The sequence below is a fragment of the Marinobacter sp. JSM 1782161 genome, from assembly GCF_011421605.1.
Taxonomy (GTDB): Bacteria; Pseudomonadota; Gammaproteobacteria; order Pseudomonadales; family Oleiphilaceae; genus Marinobacter_A; species Marinobacter_A bohaiensis.
The window spans coordinates 154,366-170,386 of sequence record NZ_WSSA01000005.1 but is presented as its reverse complement, the minus strand read 5'-3'; the positions used below and the strand labels follow the sequence as shown (position 1 = coordinate 170,386).

General features: G+C 64.8%; 17 protein-coding genes. 5 read left to right on the top strand and 12 right to left on the bottom strand.

The window, feature by feature from the left end; translation table 11 throughout:
• The first annotated feature begins 190 nt into the window (after positions 1–190).
• Positions 191–1,051: a polyamine aminopropyltransferase gene (gene speE, locus GQB00_RS19955; protein ID WP_165857569.1), complete on the top strand. Its 861-nt coding sequence runs from the start codon at positions 191–193 to the stop codon at positions 1,049–1,051.
• Between the two features lie 238 nt (positions 1,052–1,289).
• Positions 1,290–1,487 carry a DUF6316 family protein gene (locus GQB00_RS19950; RefSeq protein WP_111498091.1) on the top strand — a complete coding sequence of 66 codons (198 nt, stop codon included), beginning with the start codon at positions 1,290–1,292 and terminating at the stop codon, positions 1,485–1,487.
• Between the two features lie 87 nt (positions 1,488–1,574).
• Here GQB00_RS19950 and GQB00_RS19945 read toward each other — a convergent pair whose 3' ends face one another.
• Positions 1,575–2,843: an ammonium transporter gene (locus tag GQB00_RS19945; protein WP_111498090.1), complete on the bottom strand. Its 1,269-nt coding sequence runs from the start codon at positions 2,841–2,843 to the stop codon at positions 1,575–1,577.
• 75 nt (positions 2,844–2,918) lie between these two features.
• Positions 2,919–3,257, bottom strand: a complete 339-nt coding sequence (glnK, locus tag GQB00_RS19940; protein WP_004578958.1) for a P-II family nitrogen regulator — start codon at positions 3,255–3,257, stop codon at positions 2,919–2,921.
• Between the two features lie 321 nt (positions 3,258–3,578).
• Between glnK and GQB00_RS19935 the strand changes: the two genes are divergently transcribed.
• Together GQB00_RS19935 and GQB00_RS19930 are read left to right on the top strand one after the other, a co-directional pair.
• Positions 3,579–3,845: an accessory factor UbiK family protein gene (locus tag GQB00_RS19935; RefSeq protein WP_165857568.1), complete on the top strand. Its 267-nt coding sequence runs from the start codon at positions 3,579–3,581 to the stop codon at positions 3,843–3,845.
• Positions 3,846–3,926: 81 nt separating this feature from the next.
• Positions 3,927–5,450 (top strand): YifB family Mg chelatase-like AAA ATPase, encoded by a 1,524-nt coding sequence (locus GQB00_RS19930; protein ID WP_165857567.1) that lies wholly within the window; start codon positions 3,927–3,929, stop codon positions 5,448–5,450.
• A 15-nt stretch (positions 5,451–5,465) separates the two neighbouring features.
• Here the strand turns inward: GQB00_RS19930 and GQB00_RS19925 are convergent, their stop codons facing one another.
• Positions 5,466–6,572 (bottom strand): histone deacetylase, encoded by a 1,107-nt coding sequence (locus GQB00_RS19925; RefSeq protein ID WP_165857566.1) that lies wholly within the window; start codon positions 6,570–6,572, stop codon positions 5,466–5,468.
• Positions 6,573–6,758: 186 nt separating this feature from the next.
• Between GQB00_RS19925 and trmB the strand changes: the two genes are divergently transcribed.
• The gene (gene trmB, locus GQB00_RS19920; protein ID WP_111498086.1) at positions 6,759–7,487 is read left to right on the top strand and encodes a tRNA (guanosine(46)-N7)-methyltransferase TrmB; all 729 of its coding nucleotides are present in this window, start codon (positions 6,759–6,761) and stop codon (positions 7,485–7,487) included.
• Between the two features lie 28 nt (positions 7,488–7,515).
• On the opposite strand, the gene GQB00_RS19915 is transcribed toward trmB, so the two are convergent.
• From GQB00_RS19915 to proC, 9 genes are all read right to left on the bottom strand, one after another.
• Entirely contained in the window at positions 7,516–8,040 is a 525-nt protein-coding gene (locus tag GQB00_RS19915; protein WP_111498085.1) for a hypothetical protein, read from the bottom strand.
• Entirely contained in the window at positions 8,037–9,191 is a 1,155-nt protein-coding gene (gene hemW / locus GQB00_RS19910) for a radical SAM family heme chaperone HemW (RefSeq protein WP_111498084.1), read from the bottom strand. Before hemW ends, GQB00_RS19915 begins: the two co-directional genes overlap by 4 nt.
• On the bottom strand, positions 9,188–9,796 hold the full coding sequence (gene rdgB, locus GQB00_RS19905; protein WP_165857565.1) for an RdgB/HAM1 family non-canonical purine NTP pyrophosphatase: 609 nt from the start codon (positions 9,794–9,796) through the stop codon (positions 9,188–9,190). Before rdgB ends, hemW begins: the two co-directional genes overlap by 4 nt.
• 6 nt (positions 9,797–9,802) lie before the next feature.
• Positions 9,803–10,261 (bottom strand): DUF4426 domain-containing protein, encoded by a 459-nt coding sequence (locus GQB00_RS19900; RefSeq protein WP_165857564.1) that lies wholly within the window; start codon positions 10,259–10,261, stop codon positions 9,803–9,805.
• Between the two features lie 10 nt (positions 10,262–10,271).
• Positions 10,272–10,865, bottom strand: a complete 594-nt coding sequence (metW, locus tag GQB00_RS19895; RefSeq protein ID WP_111498081.1) for a methionine biosynthesis protein MetW — start codon at positions 10,863–10,865, stop codon at positions 10,272–10,274.
• The gene (gene metX / locus GQB00_RS19890) at positions 10,862–12,010 is read right to left on the bottom strand and encodes a homoserine O-succinyltransferase MetX (protein WP_111498080.1); all 1,149 of its coding nucleotides are present in this window, start codon (positions 12,008–12,010) and stop codon (positions 10,862–10,864) included. The genes metW and metX overlap by 4 nt, the downstream gene beginning before the upstream one ends.
• A gap of 205 nt (positions 12,011–12,215) precedes the next feature.
• Complete coding sequence (locus tag GQB00_RS19885; RefSeq protein ID WP_165857563.1) at positions 12,216–14,180, bottom strand: dynamin family protein; 1,965 nt, start codon at positions 14,178–14,180, stop codon at positions 12,216–12,218.
• A gap of 309 nt (positions 14,181–14,489) precedes the next feature.
• Complete coding sequence (locus GQB00_RS19880; protein ID WP_111498078.1) at positions 14,490–15,074, bottom strand: YggT family protein; 585 nt, start codon at positions 15,072–15,074, stop codon at positions 14,490–14,492.
• Positions 15,075–15,137: 63 nt separating this feature from the next.
• On the bottom strand, positions 15,138–15,974 hold the full coding sequence (gene proC / locus GQB00_RS19875) for a pyrroline-5-carboxylate reductase (RefSeq protein ID WP_165857562.1): 837 nt from the start codon (positions 15,972–15,974) through the stop codon (positions 15,138–15,140).
• Between the last annotated feature and the right edge of the window lie 47 nt (positions 15,975–16,021).

Genomic DNA, 16,021 nt, shown 5'->3' with positions numbered 1-16,021 from the left:
AATGGGGCCGTCATTGTAAAGAATGGCGGGCCGGAGCGGGAAGCGCGAGGCGCGGCCGACTTCGGCAAATACCTGTATTTTTATGCTTCTGCGCGGGACAATGAGCCTCTAGAATCGCCCGCAGATCCGGCCGGGAGAGCCCGACGCTTCCGGCACGCAAGAGAATCCACCGGTCAGAAGGAGTGAAACGATGTCGGCACTGAATGAAGGATGGTTTACCGAAGTCTTCCAGGACCAGGGTACGGCGTTCTCGCTCCAGGTCAAAAGCAAGCTCCACGAGGAGCAGACCCCGTACCAGAAGCTGGAAATCTACGAGACCGAAACCTTCGGCAACCTGATGGTGCTGGACGGCTGCGTGATGCTCACCAGCCGCGACAACTTCCTCTACCACGAGATGATGACCCATCCGGCGCTGTTTACCCACAAGGCCCCGCGCAAGGTCGTGGTCGTCGGTGGCGGCGATTGCGGCACCCTGCGTGAAGTGCTCAAACACCCGGACGTGGAGGAAGCCTGGCAGGTGGAAATCGACGAGCGGGTGACCCGCATGTCGGAGAAGTATTTCCCGGAACTGTGCGAGTCCAACGAAGACCCGCGCGCCAACTTCTTCTTCGGTGACGGCATCCAGTGGATCCGCGACGCCGACCCGGACAGCATCGACCTGATCATCATCGACAGCACCGACCCGGTGGGCCCGGCGGAAGGCCTGTTCGCGCTGGATTTCTACCGGGACTGCATGCTGGCGCTGCGTGAGGGCGGCCTCATCGTGCAGCAGAGCGAGTCGCCCCTGCTGCATGCCGATACCATCATCAAGGACATCCACGCCGACATGAAGAAAGCCGGCCTGGACCACGTCATCACCCTGCCGTTCCCGCAGCCGGTGTACCCTACAGGCTGGTGGAGCTGCACCATGGCCAGCAAGGAAAACCCGCTGCACTACTTCCGTGAGGAAGACGCGGCCGAGCGGCCCTTCGTGACCCGTTACTACAACGAAGCGATCCACCACGCGGCCCTGGCCCAGCCCCAGTTCATGCGGGATATCCTCGAAGACTGAACCCGCCCCGCCGGCCCGGTTGCCCGGGCCGGCGGACATGCCTTTTCGCACTAAGCGTTCCCCCGTTTCATCGAAATCGGTCTCTCCGCTGTCTCCCAATCTCCTACGCTAATGAGTGTGAGGTCTTTCTCACTTTCGCATCCTTGGTTGTGCCGGACCGGGTGGCGTAAGGTCGCCACCGTCTGGCAAGGCATGCCCATCATCTGGCAGTGACACCGATTCGAGTCAGGAGGGCAAAATGGTGGTAAGACAGGGAGAGCCGGAAAAGAACTGGTTCCGCTGTGAGCGGTTCAGTTTCGTCAACGGGGAATGGTTCTTCGAGACCCGGGAAGGGATCGTCAAGGGGCCGTATGAGAATGAGCTGGAAGCGGAGCTGGAGCTCAATTTCTTTCTCCAGCAGGCGGACAGTCAGCCGTGCAAGTCGGCGACCGGCTAAGCCGATCGCGCGTGATGTCTGGAAAGCACCGGCCCACAAAAAAGGCGCCCCGCAGGGCGCCTTTCTCGTTGCTACCGGAGAGAACGCTTACTTGGCGCTCAGGAACTCCGGATAGGCTTCCATACCGCACTCGGACAGATCCACGCCCTCGTACTCTTCTTCCTCGGAAACCCGCAGACCCATGACCGCCTTGAGGATGCCCCAGACAATCAGGCTGGCTACGAAGACCCAGACGAAGATGGTGATGGCGCCGATGATCTGGCCGCTCAGGCTGACGCCGCCGTTGGTGGCCGGTACCAGCAGCAGACCCAGCAGACCGCACACGCCGTGGACGGAGATGGCGCCGACCGGATCGTCGATGCGCAGCTTGTCCAGGGTCACGATGCTGAAGACCACCAGGATACCGCCCAGGGCACCGAAGATGGTGGCGGTCAGGGCGCTCGGGGTGGACGGCTCAGCGGTGATGACCACCAGGCCGGCCAGGGCGCCGTTCAGCAGCATGGTCAGGTCGGCTTTGCCGAACATCAGACGCGCGGTGATCAGCGCCGCGATACCGCCGCCGGCAGCCGCCGCGTTGGTGTTCAGGAAGACCATGGCGACCGAGTGTGCGCTGGCGATATCGCCCAGCTTCAGGACGGAACCGCCGTTGAAGCCGAACCAGCCCATCCACAGGATGAAGGTACCCAGTGTGGCCAGCGGCAGGTTGGCACCCGGGAAGGCGCGGATTTCGCCGTTCGGGCCGTACTTGCCTTTACGCGCGCCCAGCAGCAGGACACCCGCCAGGGCGGCCGCCGCACCGGCCATGTGCACGATGCCGGAGCCGGCGAAGTCGCTGAAGCCCAGGTCGCCCAGGCTGTACATGCCGAAGACAGCAGCACCGCCCCAGGTCCAGGAGCCTTCCAGCGGGTAGATGAAGCCAGTCATGACGACCGCGAAGATCAGGAATGCCCAGAGCTTCATGCGCTCGGCCACGGCACCGGAAACGATGGACATGGCTGTGGCGACGAAGACCACCTGGAAGAAGAAGTCGGACGCGCCGGAGTAGATGGAGCCACCCTCGAAGCCGCCTTCACGGCCGGCGAAATCGCCCAGAACGCCAGCGACATCGACGCTGCCCATGCCGGACAGGAACACATTGCCGCCGTACATGATGGCGTAACCGCAGACCATGTACATGGTGCAGGCAATCGCGTAGAGCGCGACGTTCTTGGTGAGAATCTCAGTGGTGTTCTTGGCGCGGACCAGGCCGGACTCGAGCATGGCGAAACCGGCAGCCATCCACATGACTAATGCGCCGCAAATCAGGAAATAAAAGGTGTCTATAGCGTACTGCAGTTGGAAAATTTCGTTTTCCATGTGAAGCCCTCCGCACAAGGCTCTTCAGGAGTGAATTGGGTATTTGCGTTGGCGTTGTTGTTGGATTCGGTGGTCTTAGACGGCTTCTTCGCCGGTCTCGCCGGTCCGGATCCGGATCGCCTGCTCCAGTTCGGTCACGAAGATCTTGCCGTCACCGATCTTGCCGGTGTTGGCCGCCTTGGTGATGGACTCGATGACCTGGTCGAGCAGGTTGTCGCCAATAGCCACTTCCACCTTCACTTTGGGCAGGAAGTCGACCACGTATTCCGCACCCCGATACAGCTCGGTGTGCCCCTTTTGCCGCCCGAAGCCTTTGACTTCAGTGACGGTCACGCCCTGTACGCCAATCTCGGACAATGCCTCGCGGACGTCGTCCAGCTTGAAAGGCTTGATGATCGCTGTCACAAGTTTCATTGCTGTCTCCTTGGTAATTCCGTCTCAAACTTGTTCTATGGGTTTGGTTTGAGCTCGGGATGCTGCCACCTCGCACACAGTGTGTGCGGATTGCGTACGAGGCATTAAGCATCGCGTGTGCCAACGCAAAAAATACCCGGTAAAACAGTGAATTAATCAAGGCTGGCCCCGAATTGGGTCACAGTGTTGCATCAGTCTGGTGCGCACTGTTCCGTAACGAACCGGATTGGTGCGCCATTTCGGTGCGTGCTGGATCAGCCTTGTATCACCCCGATTATGGTACACTTTTCCGACCATGCCTTGGGACCCGCGAGGATTACGTTGAAAAGACCACAGGATTTTCTGTCACAGCTCCAGGGCCAGTTTGGCCAGTTCGTTCCGGATATGGCGCGTGCCGCGAAGGACGACTTCGAACAGCACGCCCGGGCCACGGTTCTGTCGGTCCTCAATCGCCTGGACCTCGTGACCCGGGAAGAATTCGACGCCCAGCAGGCCGTCCTGCAGCGCACCCGGGAAAAAGTCGAGGTACTCGAGAAACAGGTGGCGGAGATGGAGCAGCGTCTGGCCACCGATAAGACCGACGGCTGATACCCGCGCGGCAGGACGCCGCGTCGCCGTCCATGCAGTTGCCGGATGCCCCGTGTCCGGCCCGAACCAGGGAAGGTTGTCATGCTTGCGATCGTTCACACGCGCGCCCGCCTGGGCGTTTCCGCGCCGGCCGTCACGGTCGAAATCCACCTCTCCAATGGCCTGCCGTCGCTTTCCATCGTCGGGTTACCGGAAACCGCGGTCCGCGAAAGTAAAGACCGCGTGCGCAGCGCCCTGATGAACGCCGGTTTCGAATTCCCCACCCGCCGCATCACCATCAACCTGGCCCCGGCCGATCTGCCCAAGGAAGGCGGGCGCTTCGACCTGCCCATTGCCCTGGGCATCCTGGCCGCGTCGGGCCAGATTCCGGCGGAAACGCTGGAGCGCCTGGAATGCGTCGGCGAACTGGCGCTGGATGGGACCCTGCGCCCGGTACGCGGTGTGCTGCCGGCGGTCATGGCGGCGCGGGCGTCCGGACGCCAACTGCTCGTCCCCCGGGAAAATGCCGAGGAAGCCGCGCTGGCGGCGGCCGACGACGTGCTCGCCGCCGATCACCTGCTGCAGGTGGTGGCGCACCTGTGCGGCGAAGAGCGCCTGCCGCCGCTGACCCGCACGCCGGAACCTCCGCTGGATGAAGGCTGGCCTGACCTGCGCGATGTGCGCGGCCAGCACGTGCCCAAGCGGGCGTTGGAAGTGGCGGCGGCCGGCGGGCACAATCTGTTGCTGTTCGGCCCGCCCGGCACCGGCAAGAGCATGCTGGCCAGCCGCATGCCGGGTATCCTGCCGCCGCTGACGGACGAGGCGGCGCTGGAAGTCGCCAGCGTGCGTTCGGTGGCGGGGGAGTCGGTGGAGCCGGGCAGTTGGCGCCGGCCGCCTTATCGCTCGCCGCACCACACGGCCTCCGCCGTGGCGCTGGTGGGTGGGGGCAGCAGCCCGCGTCCCGGCGAGATTTCCCTGGCCCACCGTGGCGTGCTGTTCATGGACGAGCTGCCGGAGTTCGACCGCAAGGTGCTGGAAGTGCTGCGCGAGCCCATGGAATCCGGTGAGATTGTCATTTCCCGCGCCGCCCAGCAGGTCACCTATCCGGCCCGTTTCCAGGTGGTCGCCGCGATGAACCCGTGCCCCTGCGGCTACCGCGGCCATCCCAGCATCGAATGCCAGTGCAGCCCGCAACAGGTGACCCGCTACCAGTCGCGTCTGTCCGGCCCGCTGCTGGACCGGTTCGATCTGCATGTGGAAGTGCCGGTTCAGGACGGCCAGACCCTGTTGCGCCAGGACCAGTCGGCCGACGACAGCCGCGGCGTGCGCGATCGGGTGCTGCGTGCCCGGGCGTTGCAGGCCGAGCGCGGTGTGCTCAACGCCGACCTGAGCGGTGACGCCCTGGACCGATACTGCCGTCCGGGGGAGGCCGGTGAACAGCTGCTGGCCCAGGCTATGGAGCGGCTGGGGCTGTCGGCCCGCGCATTGCACCGGATCCTGCGGGTGGCGCGCACCCTGGCGGACCTGGCCGGCGAACCGGAGCTGCAGCAGACGCACCTGGTGGAAGCGCTGGGCTACCGCAAGCTGGACCGGCGCCAGGCCGGTGCGCCCGTCGCCACGCCCTGACGATCCCGGTTCGGATCACTCCGCGTCGGGCGCAATGAAGGCGTCGCGATGGAAGCGGGCTGCGGCTTCCACTTCGGCGAAGCCGCAGACGCCCGGTTGCGGCACCGGCCCGCCGGCCAGCACCTCCAGCACCGCATGCACGCCCCGGGGCAGGGACTCCAGGTTGTAGCCGCCCTCCAGAACCAGCGCCAGGCGCCCTCCGCAGTGCTTGCGGGCGATGGACTGGATGGCGCCGGCCATGGCGCCGAAGCCCTCGTAGGACACGTTCAGCGCCAGGTCCATCCAGTGTGGATCGAAGCCGGCGGACACCAGCACCAGGTGGGGCCGGAACCAGTCCGCCGCGGGCACCAGGATCTCGTCGATGGCTTTCAGGTAGGCGGCATCGCCGGTACCGGCGGGCAGAGGTACGTTGACGGTGGTGCCTTCGCCCAGGCCGGCGCCCACCTCGTTCATCTGGCCGGATCCCGGGTAGAAGGGCGAGGCCCGGTGCAGGTCGAAGAAGAGCACATCCGGATCGGCCCAGAAAATCTGTTGGGTGCCGTTGCCGTGGTGGGCGTCCCAGTCGACGATCAGCACCCTTTCGCAGCCCAGCGCGGCGAGGGCATGGGCGGCCGCCACGGCGACGTTGTTGAACAGGCAGAAGCCCCGGGCGCGCACCGACTCGGCGTGATGGCCGGGCGGGCGGACCAGGGCAAAAGCGCTTTCCGTGGCACCGGTCAGCACGCTCTCGACCGCGGCAATGGCGGTGCCTGCGGCCACCTCCGCGGCGTCGATACTGCCGGGAGAGACCGCCGTGGTGTCGACGTCGAGCCAGGCATTCTGGCCGCGCAGGTGGTACAGGGCGTCGAGGTAGCCGGTGGTGTGCACGCGGCCCAGTTGTTCCGCGGTGGCCTTGGCGCCGTGCGCGAAATGCACGCCGTCGACAGGATTGGCGTCGAGGAATTGCAGGATGCTGGTGAGCCGCCCGGGATGCTCGGGATAGCGCCAGGGTACGCTCAGTCCGGACAGGATCTGCCGGATCCGACGGTCCATCCGCCCCGGCACGAACGACAGGTCGGAGTCCGGTGCATGCGCCAGCACCCGCTCGTCGAAGAAAACCGTAACCTTGTGTGGGGCAGCCATGGCGTCAGTGTCTCCCTGAGCCTCACAGTCGGTGGTTTTAACAGGATAGTCCTTATTTTCGCCGGCGACTGTGCGGTGGTCCATTCCGCACACCCTGCGTAAGCTCTGGTACACTTCGCAGCATAAGGCGCGGGCGCCGCAGCGGCGCGTACCGCCCCAGAGACCGATTCAGAACGAGAGACCCCAATGACCGACGACAAAGACAGGCAAACCACCGATCACAGTGATGAGCCGGTCACCACGCGCCGTGGTATCCGCAGCTTCGTGCTGCGTCAGGGGCGGATGACCGAAGGCCAGAAAAAGGCCTACGACCGCAGTTGGCCCAAGTACGGCCTGACCCGGGAAGACGGCATGATCGACCCGCGCGAAGTGTTCGGCCGGGAAGCGGTGCTCAACCTGGAAATCGGTTTCGGCATGGGCCAGTCACTGGCCACGATGGCGGAAGCCGCGCCGGAGCAGGATTTCATTGGCGTGGAAGTGCACACCGCCGGCGTAGGCGCCCTGTTGAAGGAAGTCGAGACGCGCGGTCTGGACAACGTACGGGTCTACAACATTGACGCCAACGACGTCATCGATCTGTGCCTGCCGGATGCGTCCCTGGACCGGGTCATGCTGTTTTTCCCCGATCCCTGGCACAAGAAACGCCACCACAAGCGTCGTCTGGTGCAGCCCGAGTTCGTCCAGCGTATCCGCCACAAGTTGCGGGTGGGTGGCATCTTCCATCTGGCCACCGACTGGGAGAATTACAGCGAACATATGATGGAAGTGATGAGCGCGTCGGAAGGCTTCGCCAATACCATGCCCGAGGGTGGCTTCGCGCCGCGCCCCAAGGAGCGCCCGCTGACCAAGTTCGAGCAGCGCGGCATGAACCGTGGGCACGGCGTCTGGGACCTGCTGTTCCGGCGCACCAACTGATACGACGGCCGGCGCTGGGCCGGCCGGATCAGTGGCTCAGCGGGTGGCGGCGTGAGGCGCGCACGATCACCAGACCTGCCACCCCCAGCATCAGCGCCGTGAACTTGGCCATGGCGAGCAGGGTGGCGGTCAGGCTGACCGCATCCGCCGGCTCTGACAGGTTGCCCAGCAGACACACATTCTCGCCCAGATCGCAGGCCCCTGCGGTCACGAACAGGCCCCGCACCCAGCGGCCCAACTGACGTTCGCGAATGCCCGGCCGGTCGCTCATCAGGTAACGGGTCAGTGCCAGAAGCATCAGCACGTAAATCACCGCAAACGGGATATCCAGCAGCAGCGAGGCCATCGCCCAGCCGCTGTTCTCACCCCAGCTTTGGACGATCTGCGCCGACTGTTCGGCGGTAGCGGCCAGTTGCAGGCTGATGATGCCCTGCGGTGCTTGCGGCGTGAGCAGGGGGAGATTGATCAACAGCAGGATGACCAGCAGGCCGAGGGTGGCGAAGATCAGCCGCTTGAGCGTGGGCGGGACCGGCGGCAGGGTGGCTTCACTCATGACAGAAATCGCTCCAGGATACTGTTGAGATAGCGCTGTCCCAGAGGGGTGGCCTGAAGCCGGTGCGGCTCCAGCAGGCCCTCGGAGCGCAGGGTTTCGAGTATCGCAGCAATCTCACGCACTGGTAAACCCGTTCGTTGCACGAACATGTCCTCCGGCACCCCGTCGAGCAGGCGCAGGGCGTTCATCATGAACTCCAGCGGCTGGTCTTCCCGTGCGATGCCCTGTTGGCCGGCGGTGCGGCTGCCCAGCCGGTTGAGGTAGGCGTCCGGCTGTCGGGTCTTCCAGTAGCGGCGGATCTCGCCGGTGTCGGCGAAGGTGACCTTGCCGTGGGCGCCGGCGCCGAGGGCCAGGTAATCACCGAACTCCCAGTAGTTGAGGTTGTGGCGGGCCCGGCGCCCCGGCTGGCTCCAGGCGGAAATTTCGTAGCTGCGAAAGCCGTGAGCTTCCAGCTTGTCGCGCCCGGCGCAGTAGATATCCCACAGGACGTCGTCGTCCGGCAGGTCCGGCGGGCGGCTGTAGAACTCGGTGTTGGGCTCCAGGGTCAGTTGGTACCAGGACAGGTGCGGCGGCTGCCATGCCAGGGCCGCGTCCAGATCGGCCATGGCCTGGTCGATGCTCTGGCCCGGCAGGCCGTGCATCAGGTCCAGGTTGAAGTTATCGAAGCCGGCCTCGCGAGCGGCGGTAATGGCGGCCCGGGCGGCGTCAGCGTCGTGAATACGCCCCAGGGTCTGCAGTTGGCCCGGATCGAAACTCTGGATGCCCAGCGACAACCGGTTGATGCCAGCCCTGCGGAAGGCCTGGAAACGCCCTTGCTCCAGGGTGCCGGGGTTGGCTTCCAGGGTGATCTCGGCGTCGGCGGCGAAATCCAGGTGATGGGACAGGCGTTCGAACAGCCGCGCGTAGAAATCACCGGACAGCAGCGAGGGCGTGCCGCCGCCGATGAACACCGTCTCAATAGGCCGGCCCTGGACGCCGGGCAGGTCCGCCTCCAGATCCTCCAGCAGCGCGTCCAGGTAGGCGTCCTCGGGAATCTCGCCCCGCGTGGCGTGGGAATTGAAGTCGCAGTAGGGGCATTTGCGCACGCACCAGGGGACGTGCACGTAGAGGCTCAGTGGCGGCAATGGGCCTGTGGCGGCCGGAACGGTCATGGTCGGGCTTGCGCGCGGAGCTGTTCCATCAGCTGGTTGAGGGCGCGGCCGCGGTGACTGATGCGTCCTTTCTCGCTGCGGTCCAGCTCGGCGGCGCTGCAGCCGGTCTCGGGTACCCAGAACACCGGGTCGTAACCAAAGCCGCCGACGCCGCGTTGTTCGGCCAGGATGCGACCGGGCCAGATGCCGTGGCAGATCAGCGGCGTCGGATCGTCGGCGTGGCGCAGGTAGACCAGCACGCAGTGGAACTGGGCGCCGCGCTGCTCCTCGGGCACGTCCGTGAGATCGGCCAGCAGGCGGTCGATGTTGTCCTGGTCACTGGCGTCGGCGCCGGCGTAACGGGCCGAGCGCACGCCCGGGGCGCCGCCGAGGGCGTCCACGGCCAGGCCGGAATCGTCCGCCAGGGCGGGTAGGCCGGTGTGGTGGGCGGCGTTGCGGGCCTTGAGCAGGGCATTCTCGACGAAGGTCACCGCCGGCTCTTCGGCTTCCGGGACACCCAATGCGCCCTGGGCCTCGACCGTCCAGTCGAGCGGCGCGAGCAGGTCGCCCAGTTCACGGATCTTGCCGGCGTTGTTGCTGGCCAGGACCAGTCGTTGTTGCGTCATGGAACCTCAGTCGTTGAGCAGGGTTTGGGCGACCCGCACGGGCATGGTGTCGGGAGCGCCGGGGGCATTCGCTTCCAGCTCGAAGGTCAGCAGTTCGCCGTCGATGAACTGGAACTCGGCGATGTAATAGATGGCGTTGCCTTCGTTGATGCGCCGGAAACCCAGGATGCGCTGTTGCTGGATATCGTTCACCACCTGGCCTTCCACCTGACCGGACACCGGCTTGAGCCGACCGTGGTCGCCTTCCTTGAGGATGCTGACGTTGACCACGCCAATCGACTTGCTGCGCACGATGTTGTACTGGGCGGCAACCTCCGGCGTCAGCAGACTGCTGGGAAAGACGCTGTAGTGCACCTGGTAGTCGCCGAACTGCACGAACTGGGCCGCCTGGACCGGAGCGGCCAGGCTCAGCAGGATCGCCAGGGCGGCGAGCAGGGGGAGGCGGAACACGATGCGGGTCTTCATGAGAGCGCTCCTAGCGGGTAATCCGGTAGATCGCGATTTGCCCGAGCATGTTGGGCCAGAGCCGGTTGAACCAGCGGTAGCGGTGTTCACTGTCCACTACGGTACGGTTGAGAATCCGGATGTTCTTACGATAGCAGAGCGTCTCGAAGTCATTGAAGGTGCACAGGTGGATATTGGGCGTGTTGTACCACTTGTACGGCAGGGTCTCGGACTCGGGCATGCGACCACGGCGCATCAGGTACCAGCGCAGGCGCCAGTAGGCGAAGTTGGGGAAGGTGACGATGCACTCACGGCCCAGGCGCAGCATCTCGTCCAGCACCACGTCCGGCCGCCGCACGGCCTGCAGGGCCTGGGTCATCAGCACCACGTCGAAACTCTGGTCCTGGAAATTGCCCAGCCCCTGGTTGTCCAGGTCCTGCTCGATCACGCTCACACCCCGGCCCATGCAGGTGGTGATGTGGTCGGGGTTGATCTCCAGGCCGAAACCGCTGGCGTTCTTCTCGCGCTGCAGGTAGTCCAGCAGGGTGCCGTCGCCGCAGCCCAGGTCGAGCACGTGGCTTTCCGGCTGGATCCACTTTTCGATGATTTCCAGATCGGCTCTCATGCGCTGACCTCCCGGGCGACCCGGTCCATGTAGGCTGTGAAGGTGTCCATGTAGCGCGGCGTCGGGATCAGGAAGGCGTCGTGGCCCCAGGGTGCGTCGATCTCGGCGTAGCTGACCCGGCAGCGGGCGGCGATCATGGCTTTGACCAGCTCCTCGGAGCGTTCCGGGGTAAAGCGCCAGTCGGTGCTGAACGAGAGCACCAGGAACTGGCAGCGGGCGTGCTGCAGCGCCTTGGCCAGGTCGTTGTCGAACTCGCGGGCCGGATCGAAGTAGTCCAGGGCCCGGGTCATCAACAGATAGGTGTTGGCGTCGAAGGTCTCGGAGAAGCGCTCACCCTGGTAGCGCAGGTAGCTTTCCACCTGGAACTCGGCGTCGTAACCGAATTTCTGGGCTTCCTCGCGCAGCTCGCGCCCGAATTTCTCGCCCATGGAGGCGTCCGACAGGTAGGTGATATGCCCCACCATGCGCGCCAGCATCAGCCCGCGGCGCGGGGTTGTGTCGTGGTCGGCGTAGCGGCCCTCGTGGAAGTCCGGGTCGGAGGTGATGGCCTTGCGGGCCACTTCGTTGAAGGCGATGTTCTGCGCGGTCAGGCGCGGTGTCGAGGCGATGGCCACCGCATGGCGCAGGCGATCCGGGTAGCTCAGGCTCCATTGCAACGCCTGCATGCCGCCCAGCGAACCGCCGACGACGGCGGCCCACTGCTGGATGCCCAGGCGGTCGGCCAGACGCGCCTGGCTGTCGACCCAGTCGCGCACCGTGACCACCGGGAAATCCGGGCCGTAGCAGCGGCCGGTTTCGGGGTTGGTCGAGTTGGGGCCGGTGCTGCCGTGACAGCCGCCCAGGTTATTCAGGCTGACCACGAAGAACCGGTCGGTGTCGATGGGCTTGCCCGGGCCGATGCAGCTGTCCCACCAGCCGGGTTTGCGTTCGTCGCTGCTGTGGTAGCCGGCGGCGTGGTGATGGCCGCTCAGGGCGTGGCAGATGAGCACCGCGTTGCTGGCGTCGGCGTTCAGCTCACCATAGGTTTCCACCACCAGGTCGTACTCTGGCAGGGTCTGGCCACAGGCGAGCGTCAGTGGCTCCGGGAAATGCAGGGTCTGGGGTTCAACCAGGCCCACGGAATCGGGTGGCAGCGAATCGGGCATCGAGACTCTTTATCTTATCCTGAACGATCCTGAATGGCCGTTTTCCCGGCCGGCGGTTTCCTGAAGGCGGTAGTCTGGGCGACACCGGTGGCCGATCGGCGCGCAAATGCCGGCCAGCGAAGCAGTTTAAAGGTGGGGGGCAGGCGCTGCAACTGGAGGCGGGCGCTGTCTTCGCCCGGGGCATGGCGCCCCGGGCCGTGGTGTGTCAGGCGATGCCGGACAGGTTGACCACTTTTTGCTGGATCAGCGTCGGTGCCGGCTTGCGAATCTGGCGATGCATGCTGTCGGCCAGTTCCAGTTGGCGCTGCAGGTCGGCGATGCTGTCGTTCAGCCGCTGACGCTCCTCTTTCAGGGTGCGCTCGTTGCGGACCGAGTCGCGTACCCGGCGGATCTGGTGTTCCAGCAGCTGCTTCTGTTCCATGGAGTACTGCATGATCGGCAGCAGGGCCTCCTGCGGCCAGCGTTCCACGTCGGCGCGGACCCGGTTGTGCAGGGTGCGGGCCTCGCTGACCATGACGTTGAAGAAGCGCCGGATCAGCAGGGTCTGCTCGGTCAGCATGTTCTTCGGGTTGAGGCGGAAGCGGTCCGCTTTCTTGCGCAGCTCGCGGATGGCGATCACGTGGCGCCCGGCGCGCAGGGGAATCGGCTCCAGGTGCCGCGCGCGGGTATCTTCGTTGTAGCGCCGGTAGATGGAGTCCACCATCTTCTCGGCCAGGTGACCTTCGGCCAGCAGGTTGTTGAAGTCGTTCTCCAGCAGCTCGAAGAAATGGTTCATCGCCCGGTTCATGCCGGCGGTGGTCCAGCTCTTGTTGAGCAGCTGGCGGACTTTCTCGACGTAGCCCTCGAAGCGCTCCTCGCGCACCAGGTCCTTGAGCATGTCGCCCTGGGACTGCATCAGCCGGCGGCTGGAGCGCAGGGTGATCAGCTTCTTGTAATAGAAGTCGTAGTCGGTCTGGGCTCGGTCGGCCAGGCGCTTGAGCGCTTCCTTGTCGGTGTGGGTTTCGCTGCAGGCCTCCAGCTCCTCGCGCAGGGCGTCGAGGCGGATCTGCATGGCGGCCTGGCTATTCTGCAGCATGCCCAGCAGGTCGTTGATCAGGCTCTGGGTGATCAGCGCTTCCTTGTGCATCAGGATGCGGTGGATGATCAGTTTTTCCAGATCCGGCAGGCAGCTGCGCTCGAACAGGGCCTCGTTCTTCTGCACGCGGGCTAGCAGGCCCTGCTTGGCGGAGACCGGGATCACATCCTCGGGCCGGATGTTGAGGTGATCGGCGGTGTACTCGCGCACCCGGGTGATGGACGCCTCGGTGTGCTCGGGGCCCTGCAGGTCGTCCCAGAGTACGTCGATCTTGTTGAGCACAGCGAAGCGGCCGGCGCGGTGGTCGGCATCTTCGGTGGCGATGTGCTCCTTCCAGATGGTCATGTCGCTGGCGGTGACGCCGGTGTCGGCGCTGAGCAGGAAAATCACCGCGTGGGCATTGGGCAGCATGCTGATGGTCAGCTCGGGCTCGGAGCCCAGGGCGTTCAGGCCCGGGGTGTCGAGGATGCGCAGCCCGCGTTCAAACAGCGGATGGCGAATGCTGATCTGGGCGTTACGCCAGGCCGGAACCAGCACGTAGCCGGGGCGCTTGCGGTCGTGCTCCAGCATGTTCTCTTCGAAGCCCAGATCGCGGGCTTCGCCCGGAGTCACGCTCTTGACCTGCGCCACCTGGGCCAGCGCTTCGCGCATGGCGTCGGGGGAGCTGGAATCCAGCTCGATGCGCTGCCAGCGGTCCTGGCGCTTGCGCAGCTGCTGCAGGGAGATGTCTTCCCGGCGGGTCTCGATGGGCAGCAGTAACAGGTAGTCCTTGCCCTCGCTGCGGTCGTAGAACAGTTCGGTCGGGCACATGGTGGTGCGGCCGGCCTGGGAGGGCAGGATGCGCTGGCCGTACTCCGAGAAAAACAGGGCGTTGATCAGCTCGGTCTTGCCCCGGGAATACTCGCCGACGAAGGCGATGGTCAGTTCGTCCTCGATCAGCAGTTCCAGACCGCGCCGGATGCGTTGGCTGACGTCGTCCGAAAACAGGTCGTTGTCCTGCAGCCAGAGACGGTAGCGGGAGATCTGTCGGATCAGTTCCTTCTTCCAGGCGTGGTAGGCCTCCACCTGGTGGGACAAGCTTCCTGTTGCGTGCATCGGGCCAGCCTTTTGCGCTCGGTCAGTTCCTTTAGCCCGCCGGTAACCGGTCGGACCTTTTCTTTTGTCTTGATTTTTCCGTATTTGTCGGGTTACGACATTTCCGGTCTATTGTAGCGATGGTAGGCGATTGGGAAAGATCGGACCGAGGTCCTGTGGGCTGTCAAGCAACTGATTTGCGTCAGGATATTGGCGGTGGCTGGAGAAACTTCGGAAAATCAGGAGGCTGGAGGCGGGTTTCGGTGTGTAGAAAATTGCGTCATTTTGTAACGGGCCGAGGGGCGGATCGCCCCCCGGCCATGGCGCGCATCAGAGGGCGACGCCGATGTTCCCCAGGCCAACGCCGCGGGCCATGTATTCGATCACGATCGAGACCACGTTGAGCAGCAGGAATACCACGATCGGTGACAGGTCCAGGCCGCCGACAGCCGGCATGACGTTGCGCACCGGGCGCATCACCGGCTCAGTGAGCTGACCGATCAACTGGATGGCCGGATGCGGGCTGCCGGGGGCAATCCAGCTGATGATGACGATGGCCAGCACCGACCAGAAGTAGATCTTGACGATCAGTCCCAGCACGGTCACCGCCGACCACGCCAGCAGCGTCACCGGGTTGAAGGAGGGGACGCCGCCGCTCAGGGCGATCAGGATCAGGAAGAACGTGAGCATCTGGATCAGGACAGCCAGCACCAGGGCGGCGCCGTCCACGCCACCCCAGCCCGGAATGATCCGGCGCAGCGGTCGCAGTGGCGGGTTGGTGGCCTTGACCACGAACTGGCTGATCGGGTTGTAGAAGTCGGCCCGGGCCAGTTGCAGCAGGAAGCGCAGCAACACGATGGTGAGATAGAAAGTCGAAAGGATCTGTAACGTCGTAATTACGATCTGCGCCAGCATTTGGGGCTCCGTACTGGGGTTTCGGCGTCAATAATGCGCATGAATGTCGGGATTTTCCAGCGATCAGCCGTCATCTTTGCTGAGTTCGACTGCCAGCTCCTCAGAGCGTTTGAACGCGGCCTGGCTGGCTTTCCGCACCAGGGCCCGCAGGTCGCCGTCCTCGAAGGTCTGGATGGCGCGTTCGGTGGTGCCGCCGGGGGACATGACGTTGCGCTTGAGCTGGGCCGGCTCGTCGCTGCCTTGCGCGGCCATCTCGGCGGCGCCGGCCATGGTCTGGATGGCCAGTTTGCGGGCGGTGGCCGCTTCCAGGCCGTTGGCGATGGCCGCTTCCTCCAAGGCTTCCAGGAACAGGAAGCAGTAGGCCGGGCCGCTGCCGGACAGGGCGGTGACGGCATGCAGGAGGGATTCTTCCTCGACCCAGACCGCTTCGCCGATGCCGCCGAAGATGGCGGTTACCGCATCACGCTGTTTGTCCTTGACGTCGTCTGTGGCGAACAGGCCGGCGGCGCCCTTGCCTACCAGTGACGGGGTGTTGGGCATGACCCGCACCAGCGGCAGGCCACCGCCGAGCCAGCCGTCGAGGGTGGCGCATTCCAGCCCCGCGGCGATGGAGACCATCAGCGGGCGGGTGTTCTGCACCACCGGCGCGATGTCCTGGCAGACGCTGCGCATGACCTGCGGTTTGACGGCGAGCACGATGATGTCCGCCTGCTGGGCGCAGTGCCGGTTGTCGGTGGTGACGCTCACCCCGAAGCGGGTGCGCAGGCCCTGAAGGTGACTGTCGTCCGGCGCGCTGACCCAGATGTTGTCAGCACTGTAGCCGTTCTCGATCATGCCGCCGATGATGGCGCTGGCCATGTTGCCGGCCCCGATGAATGCGATCGTCTGGGTCTTGCTCACGCTGGAACTCCGTCAGTCAGGTGGATCATTGGGTTGAGATCATAACA